The sequence below is a fragment of the Polaromonas sp. AET17H-212 genome, assembly GCF_002379085.1.
Taxonomy (GTDB): domain Bacteria; phylum Pseudomonadota; class Gammaproteobacteria; order Burkholderiales; family Burkholderiaceae_C; genus Polaromonas.
Window position 1 is genome coordinate 1 of sequence record NZ_NBZW01000045.1, and the last position, 23,211, is coordinate 23,211.

General features: G+C 64.6%; 29 protein-coding genes and 1 pseudogene. 6 read left to right on the forward strand and 24 right to left on the reverse strand.

Annotation, left to right across the window (positions count from 1 at the left end):
* Positions 1-126: pseudogene (locus tag B7G53_RS21200) on the forward strand (IS1595 family transposase); the annotation flags it as partial.
* Between the two features lie 21 nt (positions 127-147).
* Here the strand turns inward: B7G53_RS21200 and ispF are convergent.
* Positions 148-645: a 2-C-methyl-D-erythritol 2,4-cyclodiphosphate synthase gene (gene ispF / locus B7G53_RS21205; protein WP_096671445.1), complete on the reverse strand. Its 498-nt coding sequence runs from the start codon at positions 643-645 to the stop codon at positions 148-150.
* Positions 642-1,460: a 2-C-methyl-D-erythritol 4-phosphate cytidylyltransferase gene (ispD, locus tag B7G53_RS21210; protein WP_096671447.1), complete on the reverse strand. Its 819-nt coding sequence runs from the start codon at positions 1,458-1,460 to the stop codon at positions 642-644. The genes ispF and ispD overlap by 4 nt, the downstream gene beginning before the upstream one ends.
* Positions 1,461-1,587: 127 nt before the next feature.
* Here ispD and mfd point away from each other — a divergent pair, with 127 nt between their 5' ends.
* The 3 genes from mfd (at position 1,588) to B7G53_RS21225 (ending at position 6,386) form a co-directional block, all read left to right on the forward strand.
* A complete protein-coding gene (gene mfd, locus B7G53_RS21215; RefSeq protein ID WP_096671449.1) occupies positions 1,588-5,058 on the forward strand; it encodes a transcription-repair coupling factor in 3,471 nt (1,156 codons plus the stop codon).
* Positions 5,055-5,798 carry a phosphoserine phosphatase SerB gene (gene serB, locus B7G53_RS21220; protein ID WP_096671451.1) on the forward strand — a complete coding sequence of 248 codons (744 nt, stop codon included), beginning with the start codon at positions 5,055-5,057 and terminating at the stop codon, positions 5,796-5,798. Before mfd ends, serB begins: the two co-directional genes overlap by 4 nt.
* Positions 5,799-6,056: 258 nt before the next feature.
* Entirely contained in the window at positions 6,057-6,386 is a 330-nt protein-coding gene (locus B7G53_RS21225; protein WP_096671453.1) for a cupin domain-containing protein, read from the forward strand.
* 125 nt (positions 6,387-6,511) lie between these two features.
* Here the strand turns inward: B7G53_RS21225 and B7G53_RS21230 are convergent, their stop codons facing one another.
* The 13 genes from B7G53_RS21230 to B7G53_RS21285 all read right to left on the reverse strand — a co-directional run bounded on the left by B7G53_RS21230 (position 6,512) and on the right by B7G53_RS21285 (position 14,341).
* On the reverse strand, positions 6,512-6,907 hold the full coding sequence (locus tag B7G53_RS21230; protein ID WP_096671455.1) for a response regulator: 396 nt from the start codon (positions 6,905-6,907) through the stop codon (positions 6,512-6,514).
* Positions 6,908-6,996: 89 nt separating this feature from the next.
* A complete protein-coding gene (locus B7G53_RS22930; protein ID WP_176491440.1) occupies positions 6,997-7,173 on the reverse strand; it encodes a hypothetical protein in 177 nt (58 codons plus the stop codon).
* A 178-nt stretch (positions 7,174-7,351) separates the two neighbouring features.
* Entirely contained in the window at positions 7,352-7,804 is a 453-nt protein-coding gene (locus B7G53_RS21235; protein ID WP_096671457.1) for a hypothetical protein, read from the reverse strand.
* A 123-nt stretch (positions 7,805-7,927) separates the two neighbouring features.
* On the reverse strand, positions 7,928-8,128 hold the full coding sequence (locus B7G53_RS21240; protein ID WP_096671459.1) for a hypothetical protein: 201 nt from the start codon (positions 8,126-8,128) through the stop codon (positions 7,928-7,930).
* A 179-nt stretch (positions 8,129-8,307) separates the two neighbouring features.
* The gene (locus tag B7G53_RS22935) at positions 8,308-8,484 is read right to left on the reverse strand and encodes a hypothetical protein (protein ID WP_176491441.1); all 177 of its coding nucleotides are present in this window, start codon (positions 8,482-8,484) and stop codon (positions 8,308-8,310) included.
* 201 nt (positions 8,485-8,685) lie between these two features.
* Positions 8,686-9,282 carry a CDP-alcohol phosphatidyltransferase family protein gene (locus B7G53_RS21250; protein ID WP_096671494.1) on the reverse strand — a complete coding sequence of 199 codons (597 nt, stop codon included), beginning with the start codon at positions 9,280-9,282 and terminating at the stop codon, positions 8,686-8,688.
* 94 nt (positions 9,283-9,376) lie between these two features.
* Positions 9,377-9,865 (reverse strand): hypothetical protein, encoded by a 489-nt coding sequence (locus B7G53_RS21255; protein ID WP_096671463.1) that lies wholly within the window; start codon positions 9,863-9,865, stop codon positions 9,377-9,379.
* A 191-nt stretch (positions 9,866-10,056) separates the two neighbouring features.
* The gene (locus B7G53_RS21260; protein WP_096671465.1) at positions 10,057-10,845 is read right to left on the reverse strand and encodes a DUF2726 domain-containing protein; all 789 of its coding nucleotides are present in this window, start codon (positions 10,843-10,845) and stop codon (positions 10,057-10,059) included.
* A gap of 617 nt (positions 10,846-11,462) precedes the next feature.
* Positions 11,463-12,080, reverse strand: a complete 618-nt coding sequence (locus B7G53_RS21265; protein WP_096671467.1) for a LexA family protein — start codon at positions 12,078-12,080, stop codon at positions 11,463-11,465.
* Between the two features lie 303 nt (positions 12,081-12,383).
* Positions 12,384-13,016: an FHA domain-containing protein gene (locus B7G53_RS21270; RefSeq protein WP_096671469.1), complete on the reverse strand. Its 633-nt coding sequence runs from the start codon at positions 13,014-13,016 to the stop codon at positions 12,384-12,386.
* Between the two features lie 93 nt (positions 13,017-13,109).
* On the reverse strand, positions 13,110-13,322 hold the full coding sequence (locus B7G53_RS21275; RefSeq protein ID WP_096671471.1) for a DUF3820 family protein: 213 nt from the start codon (positions 13,320-13,322) through the stop codon (positions 13,110-13,112).
* Positions 13,319-13,681: a translation initiation factor Sui1 gene (locus B7G53_RS21280; protein WP_096671473.1), complete on the reverse strand. Its 363-nt coding sequence runs from the start codon at positions 13,679-13,681 to the stop codon at positions 13,319-13,321. Before B7G53_RS21280 ends, B7G53_RS21275 begins: the two co-directional genes overlap by 4 nt.
* 108 nt (positions 13,682-13,789) lie before the next feature.
* The gene (locus B7G53_RS21285) at positions 13,790-14,341 is read right to left on the reverse strand and encodes a hemerythrin domain-containing protein (RefSeq protein WP_096671475.1); all 552 of its coding nucleotides are present in this window, start codon (positions 14,339-14,341) and stop codon (positions 13,790-13,792) included.
* Positions 14,342-14,450: 109 nt separating this feature from the next.
* Between B7G53_RS21285 and B7G53_RS21290 the strand changes: the two genes are divergently transcribed.
* The gene (locus B7G53_RS21290; protein WP_096671477.1) at positions 14,451-14,891 is read left to right on the forward strand and encodes a universal stress protein; all 441 of its coding nucleotides are present in this window, start codon (positions 14,451-14,453) and stop codon (positions 14,889-14,891) included.
* Positions 14,892-14,893: 2 nt separating this feature from the next.
* On the opposite strand, the gene B7G53_RS21295 is transcribed toward B7G53_RS21290, so the two are convergent.
* The 6 genes from B7G53_RS21295 to B7G53_RS21320 form a co-directional block, all read right to left on the reverse strand.
* Complete coding sequence (locus B7G53_RS21295; RefSeq protein ID WP_096671478.1) at positions 14,894-16,219, reverse strand: TRAP transporter large permease; 1,326 nt, start codon at positions 16,217-16,219, stop codon at positions 14,894-14,896.
* Positions 16,212-16,745 carry a TRAP transporter small permease subunit gene (locus B7G53_RS21300; RefSeq protein ID WP_096671480.1) on the reverse strand — a complete coding sequence of 178 codons (534 nt, stop codon included), beginning with the start codon at positions 16,743-16,745 and terminating at the stop codon, positions 16,212-16,214. The genes B7G53_RS21295 and B7G53_RS21300 overlap by 8 nt, the downstream gene beginning before the upstream one ends.
* A 15-nt stretch (positions 16,746-16,760) precedes the next feature.
* Positions 16,761-17,855: a TRAP transporter substrate-binding protein gene (locus B7G53_RS21305; RefSeq protein ID WP_096671482.1), complete on the reverse strand. Its 1,095-nt coding sequence runs from the start codon at positions 17,853-17,855 to the stop codon at positions 16,761-16,763.
* Positions 17,856-18,049: 194 nt separating this feature from the next.
* A complete protein-coding gene (locus B7G53_RS21310; RefSeq protein ID WP_096671484.1) occupies positions 18,050-19,246 on the reverse strand; it encodes an MFS transporter in 1,197 nt (398 codons plus the stop codon).
* Positions 19,246-20,031: a 2-keto-4-pentenoate hydratase gene (locus tag B7G53_RS21315; RefSeq protein ID WP_096671486.1), complete on the reverse strand. Its 786-nt coding sequence runs from the start codon at positions 20,029-20,031 to the stop codon at positions 19,246-19,248. The genes B7G53_RS21310 and B7G53_RS21315 overlap by 1 nt, the downstream gene beginning before the upstream one ends.
* A 241-nt stretch (positions 20,032-20,272) precedes the next feature.
* The gene (locus tag B7G53_RS21320; RefSeq protein ID WP_096671488.1) at positions 20,273-20,917 is read right to left on the reverse strand and encodes a glutathione S-transferase family protein; all 645 of its coding nucleotides are present in this window, start codon (positions 20,915-20,917) and stop codon (positions 20,273-20,275) included.
* A 210-nt stretch (positions 20,918-21,127) separates the two neighbouring features.
* Between B7G53_RS21320 and B7G53_RS21325 the strand changes: the two genes are divergently transcribed.
* Positions 21,128-21,913, forward strand: coding sequence for an SGNH/GDSL hydrolase family protein (locus B7G53_RS21325; protein WP_176491443.1), 786 nt, complete (start codon positions 21,128-21,130; stop codon positions 21,911-21,913).
* 28 nt (positions 21,914-21,941) lie between these two features.
* On the opposite strand, the gene B7G53_RS21330 is transcribed toward B7G53_RS21325, so the two are convergent.
* The 3 genes from B7G53_RS21330 to B7G53_RS23065 form a co-directional block, all read right to left on the reverse strand.
* Complete coding sequence (locus B7G53_RS21330; RefSeq protein WP_096671490.1) at positions 21,942-22,259, reverse strand: PilZ domain-containing protein; 318 nt, start codon at positions 22,257-22,259, stop codon at positions 21,942-21,944.
* Positions 22,260-22,579: 320 nt separating this feature from the next.
* Positions 22,580-22,981: a nuclear transport factor 2 family protein gene (locus B7G53_RS21335; protein ID WP_096671492.1), complete on the reverse strand. Its 402-nt coding sequence runs from the start codon at positions 22,979-22,981 to the stop codon at positions 22,580-22,582.
* A gap of 34 nt (positions 22,982-23,015) precedes the next feature.
* Positions 23,016-23,211, reverse strand: a 196-nt coding sequence (locus tag B7G53_RS23065) for a hypothetical protein (protein WP_217992641.1), incomplete at its 5' end; no start/stop codon positions are given.

The window sequence follows — 23,211 nt, forward strand, 5'->3', positions numbered from 1 at the left end:
CAGTTCAATGGCGTGCCCAGGCACACGTTCTACCTGCACTTGAAGGAAACCGAGTTCAGATTCAATCACCGTCACTCAAGCCTCTACAAAGCGCTGCTATCCTTGCTACGAAGCAACCCTCTTTAACGGACTTTGCTTCCTAAGCCCCTAAAACAATAGCGCCACGGCACGCGCTTCGATGCTCAGCCCCTGCCCCACCGGCCCCAGTTTCTCGGCGGTCTTGGCTTTCACATTGACCCGTCCGGCCTCCAGCCCCAGGGTTTGTGCAATGCGCTCGCGCATGGCCGGAATGTGGCTGGCCAGCTTCGGCGCCTGCGCGATCACCGTGCTGTCGATGTTGCCGATGCGAAGTCCGCGTTCGGCCAGCAGGCGGCCGGTTTCACGCAGCAGCACCACCGAGTCCGCCCCCTTGAAGCGGACATCGGTGTCGGGGAAATGGCTGCCGATGTCGCCCAGACCGGCCGCGCCCAGCAGGGCGTCGATGATGGCGTGGATCAGCACGTCCGCGTCCGAGTGACCGAGCAGGCCGGTGCTGTGCGGCACGGTCACCCCGCCGATGATCAGCTTGCGGCCCGGCACCAACGCATGGGTGTCCCAGCCTTCACCGATCCGGAATGGAGGCGCAACGGAATCAGGCAGCGTCATGGCGCGGGTTCATCCGTGAGGGTTGCGGCGGGCGCCGTTTTCGGTGCGGCGGGTTTGCGCACCCGCGGCTTGGCCGGAGTCCGGCTTTTGATCAGGGCTTCGGCCAGCAAAAAATCTTCCGGGTAGGTGACCTTGAAGTTGTGGGCACTGCCGCGCACCAGCTGCGGCGCCACACCGGCCGCCTCCATGGCACTGGCTTCGTCGGTTACCGGCTCCCCCAGGGTTTGCGCCATCTTCAGGGCCTGCGTCAGGGCGCCCAGACGGAACATCTGCGGCGTTTGGGCCAGCCATTTGTCCGAGCGGTCCACGGTGGCGACCACACGTTCGTCGCGTCCCTGCTTGAGCGTGTCGGGCACCGGCTGGGCCAGCAGACCGCCCACCGGGTCGCTGTGGCAGGCATCGATCAGGCGGTCGATCAGCGCGGGCGTGACCAGGCAACGGGCCGCATCGTGGACCAGCACCCAGTCGTCGGGTTCGGCGCCGCTGGCGGCCAGTTGCTCCAGCCCATTGAGCACGCTGGCGGCGCGCGTGGCGCCACCACAGGGCGCCACCTCATAGCCGGCCTGGGCCGGTTCACTGAAAAAATCATCACCGGGGGCCACCACCACGAGGCAGGAATCAATCCGCGCCACCGCGGCAAAAGCCCGCAGCGTGTGCTGCACCATGGGCAGGCCGGCAATCGGCTGGTACTGCTTGGGCAAGGCCGCGCCTGCACTCTGCGCCGCGTTGTCACCGATGGCGCGCATGCCCTGGCCCGCACACGGAATCAGCGCAAAAAAGCGGGGAACCAGGGATTTTGGCGGGATCGACGTCATGGCTTGATCATAGATTCTAAAATCGGGGCGTCAAAGGCCAGCCAGGGCCGTTCACACCCCACTCTGCACCGTTTGGGGTGTTTTCCTTTTTTCCGCCGCTTTCCTGTTACCCCATTCCGACTGTTTCATGGATTTACCCAAACTGCTCCCTGGCAAGCGCTACACCCTGCCGCAACCCGCCGGCTCTGCCGACGCCCTGTTACTGGCGCAGCTGGGCCTGAGGGAAAAAGCGGCCGGCCGGCTCACGGCCATCGTCACGGCGGACGCGGCCACGGCGCAACGCCTGCTCGACGAGCTGGCCTTTTTTGCACCGGCCCTGCGCTGCGCCCTGTTTCCCGACTGGGAAACCCTGCCCTATGACACCTTCTCGCCCCACCAGGACCTGATCAGCGAGCGCCTGGCGACCCTCTGGCGCATCAGCCAGCACGACAAGGAAACCGGCGCCGATGTGGTCATCGTGCCGGCCACCACGGCGCTGTACCGGCTGGCGCCGCCGTCCTTCCTGGCCGGCTACACCTTTCACTTCAAGGTCAAGCAAAAGCTCGATGAGGCCAAACTCAAGAGCCAGCTGACCCTGGCCGGCTACACCCATGTCTCGCAGGTCGTCAGCCCCGGCGAATATGCGGTGCGCGGCGGCCTGATCGACCTGTTTCCCATGGGCTCGGCCGTGCCTTACCGGGTGGACCTGTTCGACGACGAGATCGACTCCATCCGCACCTTCGACCCCGACAGCCAGCGCAGCCTGTACCCGGTGCCCGAAGTGCGCCTGCTGCCGGGCCGCGAGTTCCCGATGGACGATGACGCGCGTGCCAAATTCAGGAACCGCTGGCGCGAACTGCTGGACGGCGACCCGACCAAAAGCCGCATCTACAAGGACATCGGCAACGGCGTGGCGACGGCCGGCATCGAGTACTACCTGCCGCTGTTTTTCGACGATACGGCAACCGTGTTTGACTACCTCGGCAGCGACGCCACCGTGGTGCTGCATGGCGACCTGGAGCCGGCCTTCCAGCGTTTCTGGCAGGACACCAAGGACCGCTACCGCCTGGTGCGCGATGCGCCGGACCGCCCCGCCCTGCCGCCGGAGACCCTGTTCCTCGGCACCGAGCAGTTTTATGCGCGTGCCAACGACTACGCGCAGCTGGCCATCCGCCCGGCGATCGAGGACGTGGCCGACAACGCGAATTTCCAGAAACTCGGCGAGATGTCGGTGGTGCGCGGCGCGGAAGACCCGCTGGCCCGACTGAAAGCCCACATCCGCAACACGCCGCACCGGGTGCTGCTGCTGGCTGAAAGCGACGGCCGGCGCGAAAGCCTGCTCGATTTCCTGCGCGCCAGCAGTGTCAGTCCGCCGGCCTTTGATTCGCTGGAAGACTTCCAGCACAGCAACGAAAAACTCGGCATTGCGACGGCGGCCCTGAACACCGGCTTCAGCTGGCTGGCCGGCGACATTGACTTCGTCACCGAAACCGAGCTGTTTGCCGCGGGTGTCGTCACCCGGCGGCGCAACCGCAAGCAGGAACAGGTCAGCGACGTCGAGGCACTGATCAAGGACCTGTCCGAGCTCAATGTCGGCGACCCGGTGGTGCACAGCGCGCACGGCATCGGCCGCTACAAGGGCCTGGTCAACATGGACCTGGGCCAGGGCAACACCGAGTTTTTGCACCTGCAGTACGCCGACGACGCGACGCTGTATGTGCCGGTCAGCCAGCTGCAGCAGATCAGCCGCTACACCGGCGTCAGCGCCGACGAAGCGCCGCTGCACCGCCTGGGCAGCGGCCAGTGGGAAAAGGCAAAACGCAAGGCCGCCGAACAGGTGCGCGACTCGGCCGCCGAGCTGCTCAACATCTACGCGCGCCGAGCCGCGCGCGAAGGCCACGCCTTCCGCTACTCGCCCGACGACTACGAAAGTTTTGCCAACGATTTCGGCTTCGAGGAAACCGCCGACCAGCGCGCCGCCATCCATGCCGTGATCCAGGACATGATCAGCCCGCGCCCGATGGACCGGCTGGTCTGCGGCGATGTCGGCTTCGGCAAGACCGAGGTGGCGCTGCGCGCCGCCTTCATCGCGATCACCGGCGGCAAGCAGGTGGCGCTGCTGGCGCCCACCACCCTGCTGGCCGAGCAGCACTACCAGACGCTGGTGGACCGTTTTGCCAAATGGCCGGTCAAGGTCGCCGAGATGAGCCGCTTCCGCTCCGGCAAGGAGATCACCGCTGCCATCAAGGGCATTGCCGACGGCAGCATCGACATCGTGGTCGGCACCCACAAGCTGCTGAGCCAGGATGTGAAGTTCCAGCGCCTGGGCCTGCTCATCATCGACGAGGAGCACCGCTTCGGCGTGCGCCACAAGGAGGCCATGAAAGCCATGCGCGCCGAGGTCGATGTGCTGACCCTGACCGCCACGCCGATTCCGCGCACGCTGGGCATGGCCCTCGAAGGCCTGCGCGACCTCAGTGTGATTGCCACCGCGCCGCAGCGGCGCCTGGCGATCAAGACCTTTGTGCGCAGCGAAAGCAACGGCGTGATCCGCGAGGCGGTGCTGCGCGAACTCAAACGCGGCGGCCAGGTCTACTTCCTGCATAACGAGGTCGAGACCATCCAGAACCGGCGTGAAAAACTCGAAGCCCTGCTGCCCGAGGCGCGCATTGCCGTGGCGCACGGCCAGATGCCCGAGCGCGAACTCGAAAAAGTCATGAAGGACTTTGTGGCGCAGCGCTACAACCTGCTGCTGTGCTCGACCATCATCGAGACCGGCATCGACGTACCCAGCGCCAATACCATCGTGATGAGCCGCGCCGACAAGTTCGGCCTGGCGCAACTGCACCAGTTGCGCGGCCGGGTTGGCCGCAGCCACCACCAGGCCTATGCCTACCTGATGGTGCCCGATATCGAAGGCCTGACCAAACAGGCCAGCCAGCGGCTCGAAGCAATCCAGCAGATGGAAGAACTCGGCTCGGGCTTTTACCTGGCCATGCACGACCTGGAAATCCGCGGCACCGGCGAGGTGCTTGGCGAAAACCAGAGCGGCAACATGATGGAGATTGGTTTCCAGCTTTACAACGAGATGCTCAACGAGGCGGTGGCTTCGCTGAAAGCCGGCCGCGAGCCCGACCTGCTGGCGCCGCTCAATGTCAGCACCGAGATCAACCTGCACGCGCCGGCCCTGCTGCCGAGCGACTACTGCGGCGACGTGCACCTGCGCCTGAGCTTCTACAAAAAACTCGCGACCGCCAAAAACACCGACCAGATCGACAGCCTGCTCGAGGAGATCGTGGACCGCTTCGGCAAGCTGCCGGCGCAGGCCCAGACGCTGATTGACGTGCACCGCCTGCGTGTGATCGCCAAGCCCTATGGCGTGGTCAAGGTCGATGCCGCGCCCACCGTGATCAACATCACCTTCAAAAAGGACCCGCCCATCGATCCGATGGCGATCATGCACCTGATCCAGAAGAACAAACACATCAAGCTGGCCGGCAACGACAAGCTGCGCATCGAACGCGAACTCAAGGAACCCAAGGACCGGGCGCAGATGGTTCGCGATGTATTGAAATCCCTTGGACAACCCAAAACCACCACGGAAGCCACGCCTGCATGACCCCCGCTGACAACCTACCCGGCCTCGACATCAAGCTCACCACGCCCGACCTGACACTCAGTGACTTCAAGCTGATCGCCTTCGACATGGATTCCACACTGATCAACATCGAGTGTGTCGATGAAATCGCCGATGCCGCCGGCCGCAAGGCCGAAGTGTCCGCCATCACCGAAGCGGCCATGCGCGGCGAAATCGCCGACTACAAGGAGAGCCTGCGCCAGCGCGTGGCCCTGCTCAAGGGCGTCAGCGTGGACAGCATGGACGAGGTCTACCACCAGCGGCTCAAGCTCAACCCCGGCGCCGCCGAACTGGTGCATGCCTGCAAGGCGGCCGGCCTGAAGGTGCTGCTGGTCAGCGGCGGGTTCACCTTTTTCACCGACCGCGTGCGTGACGAGCTCGGCATCGACTACACGCGCTCGAACGTGCTGGAGGTCGAGAACGGCTTGCTGACCGGCCGCATGGTGGACCAGCCCTGGGGCGACATCTGCGACGGCGAGGAAAAGAAAAAGATGCTGCTGGAAACCTGCGCCCTGCTCGGCATCCAGCCCGCCCAGGCCATCGCCATGGGTGACGGCGCCAACGACCTGCCGATGATGGCCGAGGCCGGCCTCTCGGTGGCTTACCACGCCAAGCCGAAGGTGCGTGAACAGGCCATGGTCGCCATCAACGAGGGCGGACTCGACCGCCTGCTGGAAGTGTTCAACCCGCCCTCCGGCACAGCGGCCCCGCAACAGCCGTGAAGCGGCGGGTCCGTGCCGCGGGCTGACTGCGCACCGGAACCCTGACGAAAGCCAGCAGGGTCAACGCCACGGACCCAGGCAGACAAGGTATCCGACGCTGGGGAGCTCAGGCATGTGCGGGGCGGAAAGCCCCTTTTTGGCGCCCATCATCCACCGCCCACGCCAACGCACGCGTGGCAGCGGGCGCTGGCGAATCCTGCCTATGGACAAAACCGTCGGGGCTGGTTAGTGTGGCAACAGACCCGAAGGAAAAACACCATGGCCCTGGACCACGCGCAACCGCTCGACATCATCAATGTGCAGCCCCTCGCCGGCAAGCTGCAGGATGTCAAAACCCACAGCCTGCTCAAGACCGGGAAACTGCAGCTGATGCGCCTGGTGCTAGCGGCCGGCCAGAGTGTGCCCGAACACCAGGTGCCCGGCGAGATCACCATCCAGTGCCTGGAGGGTGAAGCCGTGGTCAGCACCCCCGGACTTTCGCGCAAGCTGGTCGCCGGTGAGCTGATGGTCCTGCCCGGCGGCGAACCGCATGCGCTGAAAGCCACCACGGCCGCCTCGCTGCTGGTCACCATCCTGCTGCACCCCTGAATCGGGCGTCGCCGGGTCGGCGAGACCGGAATGCTATTTATCTGATAGCTGCTTGCGCTTGCAGGTAAAGGGCTGCGTGGCCCTTTCAGCAATCAACGGCAAGCTGCATCCCGGGCGCCCGGGCATCAGGCCTCCGGCAGCGGTACGTCACGCGCGGTTTCGGCAATGCAGTAGGCGAAAAACTCGTCGAGTTCGTTGGACTTGTCGAACACCGCATCGGCGCCCAGCGCCATGCTGCGCTGGCGAATATCGGTCGTAGCGAAATTGGTCAGCACCACCACCTTCTGGTAAGGCTCACGCTGGCGGCAGCCTGCCAGCACGCCCAGGCCGCTGCCCTCGCGCAGGAACATGTCGACGACCGCCAGTTGCCACTGTCCTTCATGCAGCGAGAGCCAGCGCATGGCTTCCGATTCGGTGGCGGCATGACCGACCACGATCACCGCCGCGATCTCTTCCAGCGTTTCGATCAGGTTGTCGAGGATGGTCTGGTTGTCCTCGACGAGATAGGTAATGAGCGCCAAGAGTTTTCCTGGTTTAAGTTGTCAGAGTTGGCGAGGCGGCCAGGGCTGGTGATTGGCGAATGTGCAGACGCCACCCTTGCAAGAAAATCCTAGTTCAACAGGCCGAACGCCTGCTGCAAGTGCGCCGCCTTCAGACGCGCGTGGGCCGCATCCAGCGCGGCGAAGGCCGCGTCGATAGCACGCCGGTCGGGTACCGGCGCGCGCAGCAGCATGTCGTAGGTCGCCCGCAGAAAATCGTAGTCGGCCAAGGCAACGGTGGGACGCATGTGGGAAGTGGTGAGGTGTGCCTGCATTTCATCTCCAGCTGATGGATCAACAGTGCAGGGTCGGCTGATCCGGCCCCTTCATGTCTCTCATTGTGGGCAAGCCAGAGCGCTGACGGCATAGGCCAACTCAATCTCCGGCTGTCGGAGACCACCTACCCGCCGCCGTGCGGCCACCGCCTCAATCCAGGTGGTCGAGCAGCAGCGGCGCAATCATTTCCAGAAAGCGGTATTCGCCGTCGGGCAGGTGCTGGGCTTGGGGGTCCATCTGGCACAACGTGCCGTAGAGATGCCGGGGACCGCGCGACAGCGGCAGGCCGACATAGGCATTGATCAGGCCACGCTGGAAATGGGTGGCCAGGCGCGCGTCGGTCAGGACGTCCTCGCTGACGAAGGCCTGAGCAGGCTGCACATAACTGCACAGCGAGTGGTCGCGGGGGGTGGGTGGCAAGGGAGACGCCACCTGTCCGAGCCGGTCATAAATGCCTACGTTCAGCATCACGTCACCGTCGAGCTTGTAGATGGCCGTGTAGCGGTGCGGCGCGCGCCGGTTCAGGAAAGCCAGCGCACCGGGAACCCCATGGTCCGCCAGCACTGCCTTGAATTTGGCAATGTCGTCAAAGCAGTCTTGCACAGGGTCTTTCAGTAGATGGTTCAGTAGATGGCCGGGCGGCCGTGGCGTGGTGCCGCGATTGTAGGCACCCCGGGCGAAAACCGGTTGGATGGACCGGTTGTGGGCGACAGCCCGCCAGGGGCGCTACAGCGGGCGCAGATGGGTCGGGGGGTCAAAGTCGCCCATTGCCAGCTTGAAGCGGATATGGGCCTCGTCCATGGCCACCATCGCGTCGTTGACCGCCTTGTAGTCGGGCGGGTCCATGCTCAGAAAGCGCATGTAGTCAGCCCGCGCCTCGTCATAGTCGGCCAGGGCCTGCTGTGCTTTGGAGAGGGGGACAGACATGGCCAGCGCTTAAATAGCGGGCTGAACCGTACCGGGCTCTTCCGGATGCGCCGGCGCGGGCACGGGACCGAGGTCAGGCTCGACAGGGAATTCGGCCGGTGCCGGCACGGTTTTTCCGCCAGGCGACAGCGGCTCATCATTTTCGGAGGGATGGGGACGATGGGTGGACGACATAGGAGTCAGAACGGGGCGATCCAGGCTTCCACCGGAACCTCCGCAGTGGCCAGGACGACCACGGCGGCGATACCAACAGACACCGCCGACACATAGGCCATCAGCGACCCCAGCACCGGCCAGGGCGGCGCGCTGGGCAGCCAGGCGGGCTGGAAAGGGTTGGCATCTGGTTGACGGGACATAAGATCATTTTTGATGGCCAGCAGGGCGTGCGCCATAGGCGGAATCTGAAAGGAGCTGTCAGCAAAGGCTGACAAGGTGCAATGCAGCGCTCACCAGGCGCGAACCAATGCTCTCATTTTGATAGCGTACGGCGCAATCAAATAAAGGGCTGGTGGCCAATTCGGCCTTGTGGCTAGCGCCACCCACCCGGGAAGCCCGGCTTAGAGCTTGGGAATGCGCAGCGTCTTGCTCAGCATCAGGGTGCCGGACAGGACAAACAGCAGGGACAGGGGATGCAGCGCCCAGGGGCCGGCCATCCAGACACCGCCGTAGAGCTGATCGCCGAGGCGGTCCTGCCAGGCCGCCACCGCCAGCAAGGCGGTCAGCAGCACGCTGGTGGGAATGGGGGTGCCCTCGAAATAAGCCACCTTGTCTGCCCCTGCCGACAAGGTTTCGGCCGTGACGTTGTACCGTGCCAGCCGGCTCACGCCGCAGCAGACAAAGTAGATCAGCGCGATCCAGTCCCAGCCGCCGCGCAGTCCCGCCGCAAATGCCAATGCCGCAGGCGCCACCCCAAAGGAAATGATGTCTGCCAGCGAATCGAGCTCGCGCCCCAGCGCCGAATGCTGGCTGCGCCAGCGCGCCACGCGCCCGTCGAGCACGTCAAAAATAAAGGCCGCCGGCGCCATTGCCGCCGCTGCATAAAACCAGGCCTTGGCCCCCTCCACCGCATACAGCATGGCCAGGAAAACACCCGCGACCCCGCAGGCCGCATTACACAGCGTGAGGAAGTCCGCGAGGTGAAACTCCCGCAGCATGGAGAAATGTCTGGGCTTGTCAGTCAAGGATGCCTGCTTTCATCAGTGGTCATGTCGGTCGGCCAGTCTGGAAGACTGCCATGCCGTACTTTACTTATTTCTGCGGCACTGGGACAGGTACCAGCAGCACCGGCGCATGGGTCTGCGGCTCGATGCGAACCGAGGTGGCGCCGGCCGGCACGACCACGGTTTCGACCTCGCGAATCACCCCGCCGCCGGCGACACTGCCGCTGGCATTGCCGTAACCGATCACCCGGGCCATACAGGCCGAGCGGTCGTCGCCGGTGAGCGCTTCGCAGCGCAGGCGGGCATTGGCCTCAAACTGGGCGCCGCTGTTGTCAAGCTTGCCGCTGCGTTTTTCGGCGGCTGCATTATTCACTTCCCTGAGGCAGGTGGCCTGGTCCTGCTGGGAGCGGCCTTCCATGCAGGCCGCACGCTCCTTCTGCGTATTGCCCGAGACATCAATGCCCGTCGTGCCGGTGGCCGTGATGGGCGCCTGCGCCAGCGCAGCCCCCATGAGCAGGGACAGCCCCAGGCCAGCCCAGGCGTGACGCGCGCGGGAAATGAGGTTGGTTTTGATCATGTGTGCTCCTGAACGGTGAAAGATGCCCCAGTCTAGGGAAACAGATGCGGCCAGCCTGAGGGATATCACGCCCGCCGCACGGCGCCACGCACGCAACTGTCTGTAGGACGGGTCTTTCAGCGCCCACAAAAAAGGCGGCCGCGGCCGCCTGGACAGGCTCGGGAGACCGCCCCGCCGTCGGGACGCCAGGACTACCCGGCGCGCGGGCTGTCGGCCGGCATGGTGAAGGAGTCTTCCCACGGTGTCGCGAAACGGCCCGGCTTGTCCCGGGTCGCGAAGGAAGCGGTGCCATCCGGGTTGAAGCCGATGTTGCGGTTCTTTTCCCGGGGGTCGGGCTCCGCAGCCTGTTTGTCCTTGATCTCCTTGAGGGCGGCGGCCTTGGCCGCGCGCACTTTCTCGCTGGTGAACTCATCAAGCGCCGCATGAAAGCTGCTGTCGCCGCCACGGGTCTCCTCGGCCTCGGCCTCGGCCATCGGGACCTCGCCCAGAAACGCCGCCCGCATGGCGCCGCCCGAAGGCAGGCTGCCACCGCGCACCGTGGTGTAGCCGATACCGCATTCCAGCAACAAGCTCTCCTTCATGTCCTTTTGCGCCTTGGTCAGGCCCCGTTTGCCCGGCACATCGACACAGCCGACCACCTTGCCCTCCAGCGTGCAGACGCTGAAGCTGCAATAAACACCTTCCAGCAGTTCTTGCCACTGCTGGTCCTTGTTTTCGGGCCGGTTTTTCGTGCTCGGAATCGTGAAGCGCATGACCGGCACCTTGATCATCACGGCGTGATCCGAAAACGCCGTGCGCAGCCACTTCCACACCTCCTGCTCCTCGCTGGTCATCAGGCCGCGGGCGTTGAGCAGCCAACGTGCCGGCAAACGCAACTTCTGCTCGACGCGGCGGCGTGACCAGCCCCAATGCGCCAGAACCCCCAAGCCGATGCCCAGCAAAAGGCCCAGCGCCGTCATCAGCCATGTGGATAGGTTCACGGTATCTCCTTCTTGTGGGGGGCACGCTGCCGGATGCAACCCGGCGCCTGGCCGCCAGCATAAGTCACAAACACCCCGCCGGTCAAAACATGGCGTGCGCAACGGTTACCAAATGAAGCAGCACGGCCGGCGCGCAGGCATTAATGGCGCCCCCAGCCGAAAGGCGCGGGCCAGGCGCTGTGGCGCCGTACCAGTGAGCCCCGTCGCTCCCCCACGATGTCCACGCAGCCGCTCACGGCTCCGTCCGCGCCGCATACCGTGACCATGCGGTGGACGCCGCTCAGACGCTTCGGCCAGCCCTTGCTTGCTGCGGGGGTGGCGGGTGCGGTGAGCGGGCAGGCATGCTGCGCAGGGCGGCACCCCGCCGATGACTTCTGTCAAGCAGGATGCAGGCACCCAACCCAGACACCGGCAGCAAAGCCCCCAAAGGCCACCTGCCCCGTCACATCATCCGGCACGCGCACGCCCTCTTGCGGTGGAGACTACCCACATCCCGAAAAAGAGATGTCTTTTCTATCCAAAAAGAAAATATTTTTATCCAAAGCACGCCAACACCGGCCAACCGGCCCCTGCTGGAGCCCCGGGCCACTGTTCAGCAGTCTGCGCCAATTACCGGGCTAGCGGAATTTCTTGGTGAATTCACGCACGACGCCGATGATCGCGGCGCTGCCCAGGGGGCGGATGGGGTAGCGCACGTTGAGCGGCTTGAGGAACAACTCTCCACCATCCCTGATGAGCTGCTTGAAGGTCGTCTGGTTCTCGCTGTTGAGCGCGATGACGTAGTCACCCGGCAAGGCCTGCATTTCGGGCTCCACGATGAGCAGCGAGCCTTCGGGGAAAGAGTCGGTGCTGTCGCCAACCATGCTGTCGCCCTGAACACGCAGCGCAAACGTGTGACGCTTGATGGGAATGGTCACCGGCACCCTCTCGAGTCCGTCCCTGGGATTGAAGTTGTCAATGACCGTGTAGTTTCCGGCCTGCACTTCAGAGATCAGCGGAACTTCAGCCCGCACGTCAAAGCCCGGGCGAACGTTGGAACCACCGGACATCAACTCGGCCACGGAAACGCCAAGCAGCTCGGCGACCCTGCGCTGGTTGGAACGTTTTGGCGCGGTGCCGCCCGGTCTTTCCCATTGTTGTACGGCCCCGCGGCTGACGCCTGCAGCGTCAGCAAATTGCTGCTCGCTCATGGCCAGCCGTTTGCGGCCTTCCCGGATTAATGTATGAACGCTCATAGTCTATAGGTTAGGCCTCCGCCTCGATAGAAAATTTGTCTCGGATAGAGAATTTAGCGTTCCTGCGGAACGCGGTTTCGGTGGTAAATGACCGTGAAAAGGGCCTGAAACCGGCGCCGGGGCGGCGCCTTTTTAAACAAGCTCTGTGCGTAGCTTGTTGTTCTTCTTCTTGATTCTTCTTGGTATTGCTGAAGGATCTGGGTATGGAATTACAGAAAAAAAGATCTATAAAAACCCTGTCAATCTTTCGTATTAATCACCAAAAATATGAAATTCTCACCAGAAGCGGCCCATGCCAGGAGGCTAACTGTCCTTGAGCAAAAACTGCATGCTGGTTCCCGCCAGTTCCAGCACGTCGTTGTGGGCCAGCGGCACCGCATCGGCCCCTATCGGCTGGCCATTGAGCGTCGGCTGAACCTCGCCGGCCATGTGGGCCACGTAATAGCCGTAGCGCCGGTGGGAGACAGCCACGACGCTGACATCGGGCTGGCCGAACGTCGTTACCGCCTTGACCACCGGCACCTCCAGTCCGGCGGAAGAACCCGAGAGCACCTGGAAGCTGGCGTGCAGCGTTGCGCCCGCAGCCGCTGCGGCGTGGCCATCGAGCTTCATCCCCGCGGTCTCGTGGTAGCCGGAATCTTCCGAGGCCGAGAGGTACTGGATCCTGAAGTTCCCAATGGCGATCATGTCGTTGTCGTGCAGCAATTGCCTTGACTTGATCATCTTGCCGTTGATATAGGTGCCATTGGTGCTGGCCAGGTCCTCGACATACACGTCGACCAGGCCCTCCAGCTCAAACACGCAGTGCTCGCCGCTGACCACCAGGTTGTTGAACACAATGTCGTTGTGCGGCCGCCGGCCCAGCGTGGTCCGGTCCTTGCGCAGGTGGACATGCTTGATTTCGACTCCCTCGACCGATGCGATCAATTGCGGCATAAGGCCTCCCGGCAGTATCCAGGCCGTTTGTGCGCCCTTCGCGCAACGGCCCGTTCATCGTATGCCTGGCGCTGCCCGGAAACAAGCCCCCCGTCAGCGCCTGCGCAGGGGCTGCAGCAGCGCGGACAGCCCGTTGTGATCGATTTCCAGCATCAGCGCCAGCAGGCGACCAATCTCGTTCCTGGGGAAGCCTTCCCGGGCAAACCACGCCAGGTAGTTGCCCGGCAGGTCGGCGATCAGCCGCCCCTTGTACTTGCCAAAAGGCATCTCGCGCGTCACCAGCAGTTGCAGGTCTTCCGGCTTCATGCGCCCGCACGCTTGACGGTCCAACCCTGTTTGGTGAGCAGGTCCACCACCAGCGCAGCATGGTCGCCCTGCACCTCGATCACGCCGTCCTTGACCGTGCCGCCGGAGCCACAAGCCGTCTTGAGCTGTTTGCCGACCAGCACCAGCGCCGCGTCCTGCAACGCCAGCCCCTTGACCAGGGTCACGCTTTTGCCGCCGCGGCCTTTGGTCTCGCGCGACACCCGGACAATGCCGTCGGACGGGGCCAGCGGCCGCGTCTGGCGGCACACACACTGGGCCAGCGCCTTGCGGCAAGCCGGGCACATGCGCCCCGCGTCGGTCGAATAAACGAGTCCGCCGGGACTTGAATGACTTTTCATGGAATGCACCGATGTGAGGAAAACGGCCTCAGAGCCCATCGCCCCAAGCACCACCGGCTATCGTACAGCGATGCGGGCAGGCCGCCGGCAAACCGGCGCGGCGCAGGCTCAGATGTGGCCGACCGGCTGCGGGGTGTGCCGCAGGTGAAGCGACAGGCCCAGCGCCTCCATGTGGTTGCCGTCGCGGCCGAGAATGGTTTCGGCCAAAGGCAGGAAATACTCTTCCTCGAAACGCGCATGCGCGGAGTAGGCGTGCACCAGTTTTTCCACGGCATCGAGGTCCAGATCGACAGACTGGGACCTGGCCACGGCCTTGACGGCGGGCTCCAGCTTTTTCCACATCGCCTCGATCTGGCGGTGCTCTGCGGTCAGGCGCTGCACCATGGCCTGGACCTCATCGGCTTCCCGGCCCCGGCCGGCGCTGCGCAACACGGCGGGAAACAACTCGCGCTCCTCGTCCGCATGGTGCTCGTACACCGCGTGGTGGAACAGGGCCAGCGTGTCGTTCGCAATGGTGCGCGCCTGGGCCGCAGCCGCCTGGAGCGCAGGCAATTCCTCGAAGGCCTGAAGCTTCGAAAGAATGCCCAGATGGCACTGGGAAAAACCGGTCAGCGGCTCGCTGGCATGGCCCGGGTCACGCGCGGCAGGATGGGTTGTCATGCGGCCAATATAGGGGGGCGCCTGTGCGGCTGGCTTGATGCACATCAATAAAGCGGCCGCCCGCCACCGCAAGATAAGGGCCTGTTCATCATCACCCGACAAGGCTCCCATGTTCAAGAACATCCTTCTGGCGACCGACGGTTCCGATGCCTCTGCCCACGCGGCCGAACTGGCTGTCAACCTGGCGCGCAGCCACGGCGCCAAACTCACCGCCCTGTATGTCGTGGACCCCTACCCCTACCTGAGCATTGGCGAGACCAACCCGCAGGGCGTTCAAGCCTACATGGCTGCCGCCCAGAAACATGCCGCACAGGCCCATGCCAAGGTTGCGGCGCTCTGCGCTGCGCCGGGCGCGGGGATCAAGCTCGAAGCGCGCATGGCCGAGAACGTGTCGGCCGCCAGCAGCATTGTCCAGACGGTCAAGGACGAAGGTGCAGACCTCGTCGTCATGGGCTCCCACGGCCGCACCGGCATCGCCCGGCTCGTGCTGGGCAGCGTGGCCTCCAAGGTGGCGGCCGAGTCGCCGGTGCCGGTGCTGATCGCGCGGTAAAACTACCAGCCGATGGCCTTGGGCAACCAGAGCGCGATCTGCGGATAAAAGAACAGCAGCAGCAGCGCCAGGAACTGCATGATGATGAAGGGGATCACGCCCTTGTAGATGTCCTTGATCGTCACCTCGGGCGGCGCCACCCCCTTGAGGTAGAACAGGGCCCAGCCGAAAGGCGGCGTCAGGAAGGAGGACTGCAGGTTCACCGTGATCAGCATGGCCAGCCAGACCGGGTCCACCCCCTGGGCCAGCAGCACCGGCAGGAACAGCGGCACGGCGATGTAGCTGATCTCGATCCATTCGATGAAAAAGCCCAGCACGAAGATCAGCAGCATCATGAACCAGATGTCGCTGTTCACGCCGCCGGGCAGCACCTCGAACATGCGCGTGATCAGGTCCTCGCCATGCAGGCCGCGGAAGGCCAGCGCAAACACCTGGGCCGTCATCAGGATCAGCATCATGATGGCCGTGATCTTGCTGGTTTCCTGCGCCACGTCCTTCAGGATCTTCCAGGTGAAACGCCCCGACAGGACGGTGATCAGCACGGCGCCCACGGCGCCCATGGAGGCGGCCTCGGTCGGCGCGCCCACACCGCCGACGATGGAGCCCAGCACCGCCACCACCAGCATGATGGGCGGCACCACAACTTTCCAGAAGCGGATCCAGAGCTGGCGCCGCGTGACCCCATCACGCTCGGCCTGCGGGATCGGCGGCATCAGGTCGGGCTTGAGCCAGCCCAGCACCAGCAGGAAGATGATGTACACCGCCGACAGCAGCAGCCCCGGACCGACCGCCGCCGCGAACAGCGTGCCCACCGAGAGCTGCATGATGTCCGACAGCAGGATCAGGATCAGGCTGGGCGGGATGATCTGACCCAGCGTGCCCGAGGCGCAGATGGCGCCGCAGGCGATGCTCTTGTTGTAGCCACGCTTGATCAGGGTGGGCAGGGTCAGCAGGCCCAGGGTGATGACGGTGGCGCCGACGATGCCCGTGGTCGCGCCCATCAGCACGCCGAACAGGATGATGCCCACGCCCATGCCGCCGCGCACGCCGCCCGCGATGTGGCCCATGACGTCGAGCAGGTCGTCGGCCAGCCGCGATTTCTCCAGCATCACACCCATGAAGACGAAGAGTGGAATGGCCATCCACTGGTAGCCTGCGACGATGCCGTAGAAACGCGCCGGCAGCAGGCTGAACAGGCCGTCGCCGAAACCCAGGTAGCCGAAGATGAAGCCCACGGTGGCCAGTGTCGTGGCCACCGGCACGCCAAGCATCAGCAGCGCAAAGAAGGCCACCAGCATCAGGATGGCATAGGTCTGCGGTTCAAACATGGCCGCCCTCCTGCGCCTGCGCCTGCGCGCGTTCGTGGAACAGCCGCAGCAGCGCGGCAACCGTCTGCAGGGCCACCAGGCCATAACCGATCGGGATCAGCGACTTGACGATCCAGCGCAACGGAATACCGCCCGGATCGGGTGAACTCTCCTGGATGGCGTAGGCCTGCATCACGTAGGCGATCGACACCTTGATAAAGATCAGTGCCACCGCCAGCAGCAGCAGCAGCGAGATCACGTCGACGATGAACTTCTTGCGCGCCGGGTAGTGCGCGTAGAACAGGTCCACCCGCACGTTGTCGCCCCGCTGCAGGGCATAGCACATGCCCAGCAGGATGAGCGCGGCCAGCAGGTGCCACTCCAGCTCCTGCGCCCAGACCGAGCCGAAGCTGAAGGAATAGCGCAGCAGGACATTGACCGCGACCAGTGCAATCATGGCCAGGGCCACCCAGAGGGTGACCCGCCCAACAACATCGATCAGCGATTCAATCTTCTCCGTCACGGAGGCGATCGCCTTGTTTGTCATGAATAACCTTTCGCGTCAGCCGCGCACCTTGGTGTGGTACTGCTCTTCGCTGACCTCGACCCAGCGGTCGTACTTGGCCTTGAAGCCCATGTAGGAGTCGTGCACCTTCTTGACCAGCGGGTCCTTGGCCACCGCCTCGGCCAGCACCTTGACGGTCTCGGCGCGCAGGGCCGCAATGACGCTGTCGGGCAGAGGTTTGGCGATGACCTTCTGGTTCTTGACCAGGTCTTCCATCGCTTCCGAGTTGGCCTTCTGGCACCAGCCTTCGCTGATGACGTTGCAGGCCGCGGCCGCGTTGCTCACGATGGCCTGCAGGTCCTTGGGCAGCTTGTCCCAGGCGGCCTTGTTGATCAGCAGCTCGGAGACGGTGGCCGCCTCGTGCCAGCCGGTGGTGTAGTAGTACTTGGCCGCCTTCTGCAGCCCGAGGCGGCGGTCCTGGTAGGGGCCGACGAACTCGGCCGCGTCGATCACGCCGCGCTCCAGCGCGGGGAAGATCTCGCCGCCGGGCAGCACCTTCACGTCCACGCCCAGGTTGGCGTAGACCTTGCCGGCCAGGCCGGGGATGCGCATCTTCAACCCCTTGAGGTCGGCGACGCTCTTGATCTCCTTCTTGAACCAGCCGGTCATCTGCACGCCGGTGTTGCCACAGGGCATGGCCACCATGCCGAAGGGCGCGTAGACCTCGTTCCACAGGTCGATGCCGCCGCCGTCGTAGAGCCAGCCGTTCATGCCCTGGAAGTTCAGGCCGAAGGGCACGGCGGTGAAGTACTGGGCGGCAAAGGTCTTGCCGGTCCAGAAGTAGCTGTTGGCGTGGTTCATCTCCACTGTGCCGGCGCGCACGGCGTCGAAACCCTCGAACGCCGGGATCAGTTCACCGGCGCCGAAGACCTGGATCTTCAGGCGGCCGCCGGACATGTCGGCGATACGCTTGGCCAGGTCGGTCGCGCTGCCCGGGCCGTCCATGTAGAAAGGCGAGCCCTTGGGGTAGGCGCTGGTCATCTTCCAGTTGAAGCTTTGCTGGGCGCGGGCGATCATGGGAAAGCCGAGCGCGGTTCCTGCAGCCGCAGCGACGGAGGCTTGGCCGAGCAGTGAACGTCTTGTGGAGGTCATGCGATATTCCTTGGAGTAGAGAGGCTGAGGAGCCAGCACCTGCTGCGCAACGGGATCGTTGCACCAAGGGTTAGCACGCAAACAGCGTGCCACGGAAAAGTACAAGAACCTGCGACTTTTCAGGGTGTAGGGGACGCCCTACGGCCTGTAGAAAAGGCCCGACCGGCGGCTGTAGCACCCGATGCCATGCTGCCCTAGCGGCGCCCGCGCAGCAGCGGCCTGAACATCAGCAGGCCCAGGGCCGGCCCCAAGCCGAGCCAGGGCAACACCACCGGCAAGGGCCAGGCCTGCGTGGCGGCCACGAACAGTTCGATGCTGAGCACCGAGATCGCAAAGCCAATGCAATTGGCAAAGGTCAGCACGCTGCCGGCCACCGCAGGCGGCGCGTTCTGCGCAGTCAGGGTGGAGAACTGCGGCGAGTCGCCCGACACCGTCACGCCCCAGAGCAGCATCCAGGCCATGAACCACGGCAGCGGCGCGGCCAGCATCAGCGGTGCCGCCACGCAGCAGGCGCCGCTGATGGCCAGCTGCAGTTGCGCCACGCGTGCACTGCCGAAACGCCGCACCAGCAGGCCGCCGCCCACGCAACCTGCGCTGCCCACGGCAATGATCCAGAAGGCCGCAGCGCTGACGGACGTGCCCGCGATCCGGGTCGCCACGATCAGCGGCACCAGCACAAAGAAGGCATAGAGCTCCCACATGTGGCCGAAGTAGCCGAACACCGACGCGCGCAGGCGCCGGTCGGTCCAGATCAGGCCCAGCGCCCGCGGCGTGATGCGCGCACCGCGCACCAGGTACGGGCTCTCGGGCACCAGCCAGGCCGTCGCCAGGCCGCCCAGCGCGGCCAGCACCGACACGCCCAACACCACCGCCTGCCAGGGCGAGCCGCCCCCGGCCATAACAGGCAGGCCCGCGTCACCGGCGAGCGCGCGCAGGCCGTGGGGCAAGGCCGTGCCCAGCACCAGCGCGCCTATCAACACCCCCATCACCGCGCCCAGGCGTTCGCGGTACCAGCTCGCCGCGATTTTCATGCCCACCGGGTAAATGCCGGCCAGCAAAAAACCCACACCAAAACGCAGCGCAAGCAAAAGGGTGAAATCGCCCTGCACCCCCACGGTGGCGGCATTGAGCGCCGCACCGAGCAGCGAGCAGATCAGGAACACGCGTGAAGGCGCAAAGCGGTCGGCCAGCATCAGCAAGGCAAACACCAGCGTGCCCGCGACAAAACCGAGCTGCACGGCCGAGGTCAACATGCCCACGGCGCCGGGCGGCAAGCCCCAGGCCCGTTGCAGGTCGGGCATCACGGCATTGACCGCAAACCACAGCGAGGTGCCGGCAAACTGCGACAGCACGATCACCGGCAGGATGCGCCGGGGCACGGCGCCCGCCATCAGCAGAACCTGACGGTCAGGCCGGAGAGCGGCGCATCAAACGCCGCGGTCCAGGTCTCGCCCGGCGCCACCGGCCAGGCGTCGGTCCAGGTGCCGGTGGTGACCACGTCGCCCGGCTGCAGCTCGGGCGCACCGGGGCAGCTGCGCAGTTCCGCCAGGAAATGCTGCAATGCATGCAGCGGGCCGTCGAGCACATTCGCGCCCACGCCCTGGTCCACCTGCCGGCCGCCGCAGGACAGCGTGATATGCGCACCTGCCAAGCGCTTCTCCAGGGCCTGCGCGTCGCTGGCCAGCCCCGCCACCGGCACACGCGTGCCCACCAGCAGGCGTGCATGCAGCGCCCCGTCGGCCACGGTATCGGCCGCCACGAACTTCCACCCGGGCTGGTGCGACTGCACGATCTCGAAACCGGGCGCGACCCACGCGAGGCAGGCGAACAACTCGTCGAGCGAGGCATTGACCGGCGGCGTGGCGGCGATGCCGAAGACCGCTTCCGGCTCCAGCCGCGGCTGGCAGGTTCCCGCCAGGGACACCTCGCCCTGCCCTTCGCAGTACGACAAGGTGGTGTCCCAGACCGTGCCCCAGATCGGTCCATACACCTGGTAGCGCGGCCAGATGCTGCGGTTGGTAAAACCCACCTTGTAGCCGCGCGACTGCTCGCCGCGATTCATGCGCAACTGCCGCACCGCCAGCGCGCGCTGGTAAGCCTCGGGCACGTCCAGGCCCGAGGCGGCGGGCCAGAAACCGGCATGGTCGTAGTGGTGGAGAAGTTGCTCGGGTGTCATGGGGCAAAGCTTAACGCCGATGGCCGGATTCCGCATGTCAAAGGATTACATGCCAAAACAGGCGCCAGCCCAATAGATACGGGCGCAAGCAGCTATCATTTTGAGAGTCAGCAGAAGAGGATGGCCAGCAGCGCCGGGTCTTCCACCAGGTTCAGCATCGCATAGCCACTGAGCCGGTAGGCGGTGTAGACGGCCTGCGCCATCAGCTGTTCAAGCGCCAGCATCGGTCAGCGCCTCCCCATCACGCCTTGGTCTGCGCAGCCTTGCGGTCGGCCACGACTTTCTGGGCCGAGGGCCGCTCGCCAATGAGTTTGACATAGCTCTTGTAGTCCACCCCGCCGGCCAGCAGCAGGTCTTCGCCAAACGCGGCCTTGGTGGCCATGCCCACCAGCGGCAGGCTGGCAAAGGCGGCGCAGTCGGCCTGGGTGAAGCTGTCGCCGGCCACGTAGGGCGAAAACTTCGCCAGCTTCCTGAAGGCGGCGATGTTGGCCTCTAATTGCTTGCGGATGCGGGCCAGGTTGCCCTCGCTCAGCGGCTCGGCGCCGAAAAAGGCCGCGCCATAAAGCTGGCGCGCGACGATCTCCAGGTGCCAGTCGATAAACGTCGTGAGCTCGCGCACCTTGGCAGCCTCAAAGGCATCGGCCGGCAGCAGCGGCGGCTGCGGGTAGGCGGTCTCGATGTAGTCCAGGATGGCCTGGCTTTCGCAGAGGCCGCCCTGCGCCGTGCGGATGAAGGGAATCTTGCCCAGTGGCGAGTCACCCAGAACCGCTTCGTCCTTGCTGTGCGTGCTCACGTTTTCTTCGGCAAACGGCACGCCTTTTTCAAGCAGCGCGAGCTTGACCTTGTTGTAGTAATTGGAAATGGGAAGGCCGCAGAGCGTCAGCATGGGAAAGGTCTCCTGGGTTGTTGGCGCCAAGTTTATGCCAGCCCAGCCGGGCCGGCGTGCAACGGCGGTGACAGTCGCGGCGCCGCCAAGCCCCGCGGGGACCCGGGCTGACGGTGTGACATCTGAACCTTCTCCTCCATTTGAAGGACGACAAGCCGCAGCGCCAGCGCGACGATTTCCCCCTCATCCACTTCAATGACTGGAAACACCATGAGCAACTACTACTGGGACGAAACACAGATGAAGGCCGACGGGGCCAACCCGACCATCCTGGCGATCGGCGACTCCTGGTTCTGGTACCCCTTTTTCGGGGGCAGCCTGACCAACTACCTGGGCCAGATCGTGGCGCCCAAAAGCCACGTCATCCTGGCCAAAGGGATGAACGGCGCCGAAGCTTTTGACTACGTGGACGGCAAATACGCCGACAGCGTGCGCAGCACGCTCAAGCTGTACGGCGCCGGCCTGTCGGCCGTGTTCCTCAGCGGGGGCGGCAATGACTTCGCCGGCTTCAACGACATGCGGCCGCTGCTCAAGGATAGCTGCGCAGGCGAAACCACAGCCAACGGCTGCTTTCGCAGCGGGGCGCAGGGCCTGCCGGGGTTTCTGGAGCGCATGGACACCTACTACCGCAAGCTGATTGGCGTGGTCTACACCCGCACCACGCTGGACTGCCTGATCGTCATGCACACCTACGACTATGCGATCCCGGACGGCAAGGGCGTGTTCGGCAAGGACGGCTGGCTGCAGCCCGCGCTGACGGCCGCCGGCGTCAAGCCCGAGCTGCACCAGGCCTGCGTGGTTCATCTGCTGGACGCCTTCTACAAGGTGCTGGACAACATCACGAAAATGGACCCGGCCCACCTTCACGTGGTGGACAGCCGCGGCACGCTGGGCCCCGGCGACTGGGCCAACGAGTTGCACCCCAAGGGCTCGGGCTTCAAGAAAATAGCCATGCAGTGCTGGAAACCCGCCCTGAAAAACATCGGGCTGGCCTGAGCGGCCTGGGCTGCTTGAGCCGGCCTGGTTATGCCGGGTCGGGAAACAGCGGCGTCAGCAGGCGCACGGCAATGTTGAAGCCGTCGCCGGCCGGCGTCACGCGCACCACTTGCGCCTCGCAGGTCAGCGGGAGGATCCGGCCCGCGCCGGGAAACTCCAGCACCAGTTCCAGGCTGGCGCCAAGCTCGTAGCTGCGCTCCGACTGGAAGTACAGCCCGGTCGCACTCAAATCATGGGTGGCGCCCTCGTCGCCGTCGATGGTCAGGCGCAACGCCACGCCAAAACGCTGCGCCGCCCGATGCTCCAGCACGACGGCCTTCTTTTCGTCCCCGGCGGTTGTTTGCATGGTCCTGTCCCTGAAATGCCCGAAAACGGGCGTAGCCCCCAATCTAGGGCATGGGCGCGCCCCGTGTGTAGGCGCCGCCGCAGGCCGGGTGTCGGACAGCAGGCCCGATGGGGATGGCCGATCAAGCCGGCATAGCCGCCCGGGTTCGCAAGGTGGCAGGCAATATGCATACCTATCTTCTTTCCATTTTCTTCAGCCATCCGGCCTGAGGCTCCCACCATGAATGCTCCCCTGCCCAGCGCCACCCCGCAATCGGTCAGGCCGACCTGGCCGCCCCGCCCTGATCGAGGCTGGCTCGCTGGATGGAAAGGTTGGCGTCATCAAGTCGACGCGGCAATGGGTGGCCGGTTCTTGCGGTAGGAGTTCTTCAGAAAAATCTTGCCGCCGCGAAAAGTGAACAGATCACAGCCATGGACCTCGACGCGCGATCCGTCCGCCCGTGTGCCCGTGAACGTCCACTCCGACACGCCCCGGTCTCCCTGGACAAAGTGGCGCGCATTCCCCCAGTGCGCATCGGGAAAGGTGTCCCAGACCTCCGCGAAGCCAGCTCGCACGGCTTCTGAGCCTGCGTATCGGGTTCCGCAGACCTCAGCGCCGGCGGAGGCTTCGAAAACACAGTCCTCGGTCATGAACGACATCAGCGCATCGACATCGTGGCGATTCCACGCGTCGGCGAAGGCCTGCAACACGTCCGTGGTCACTTCGGGAATTACCGTCTGCATGATCGGGCACCTCCAAATAGCCTGTCACGAATGGTCAGTGTACTGCCGTCCGACGCCGAGGCAAGCGGTGCCGGAACGCCTTTCGTAAGCGTCCGGCCACCCCCTTCTTGAATTCGGCCGTATAAGCGGCAAGGATGGTGTCCACCAAGGAATTTAGGTGGACACCATGAAAGACTCCAAGAAGATCGTGCGCCGGCGTCATAGCGCCGAACTCAAGGCGCAGGTTCTGG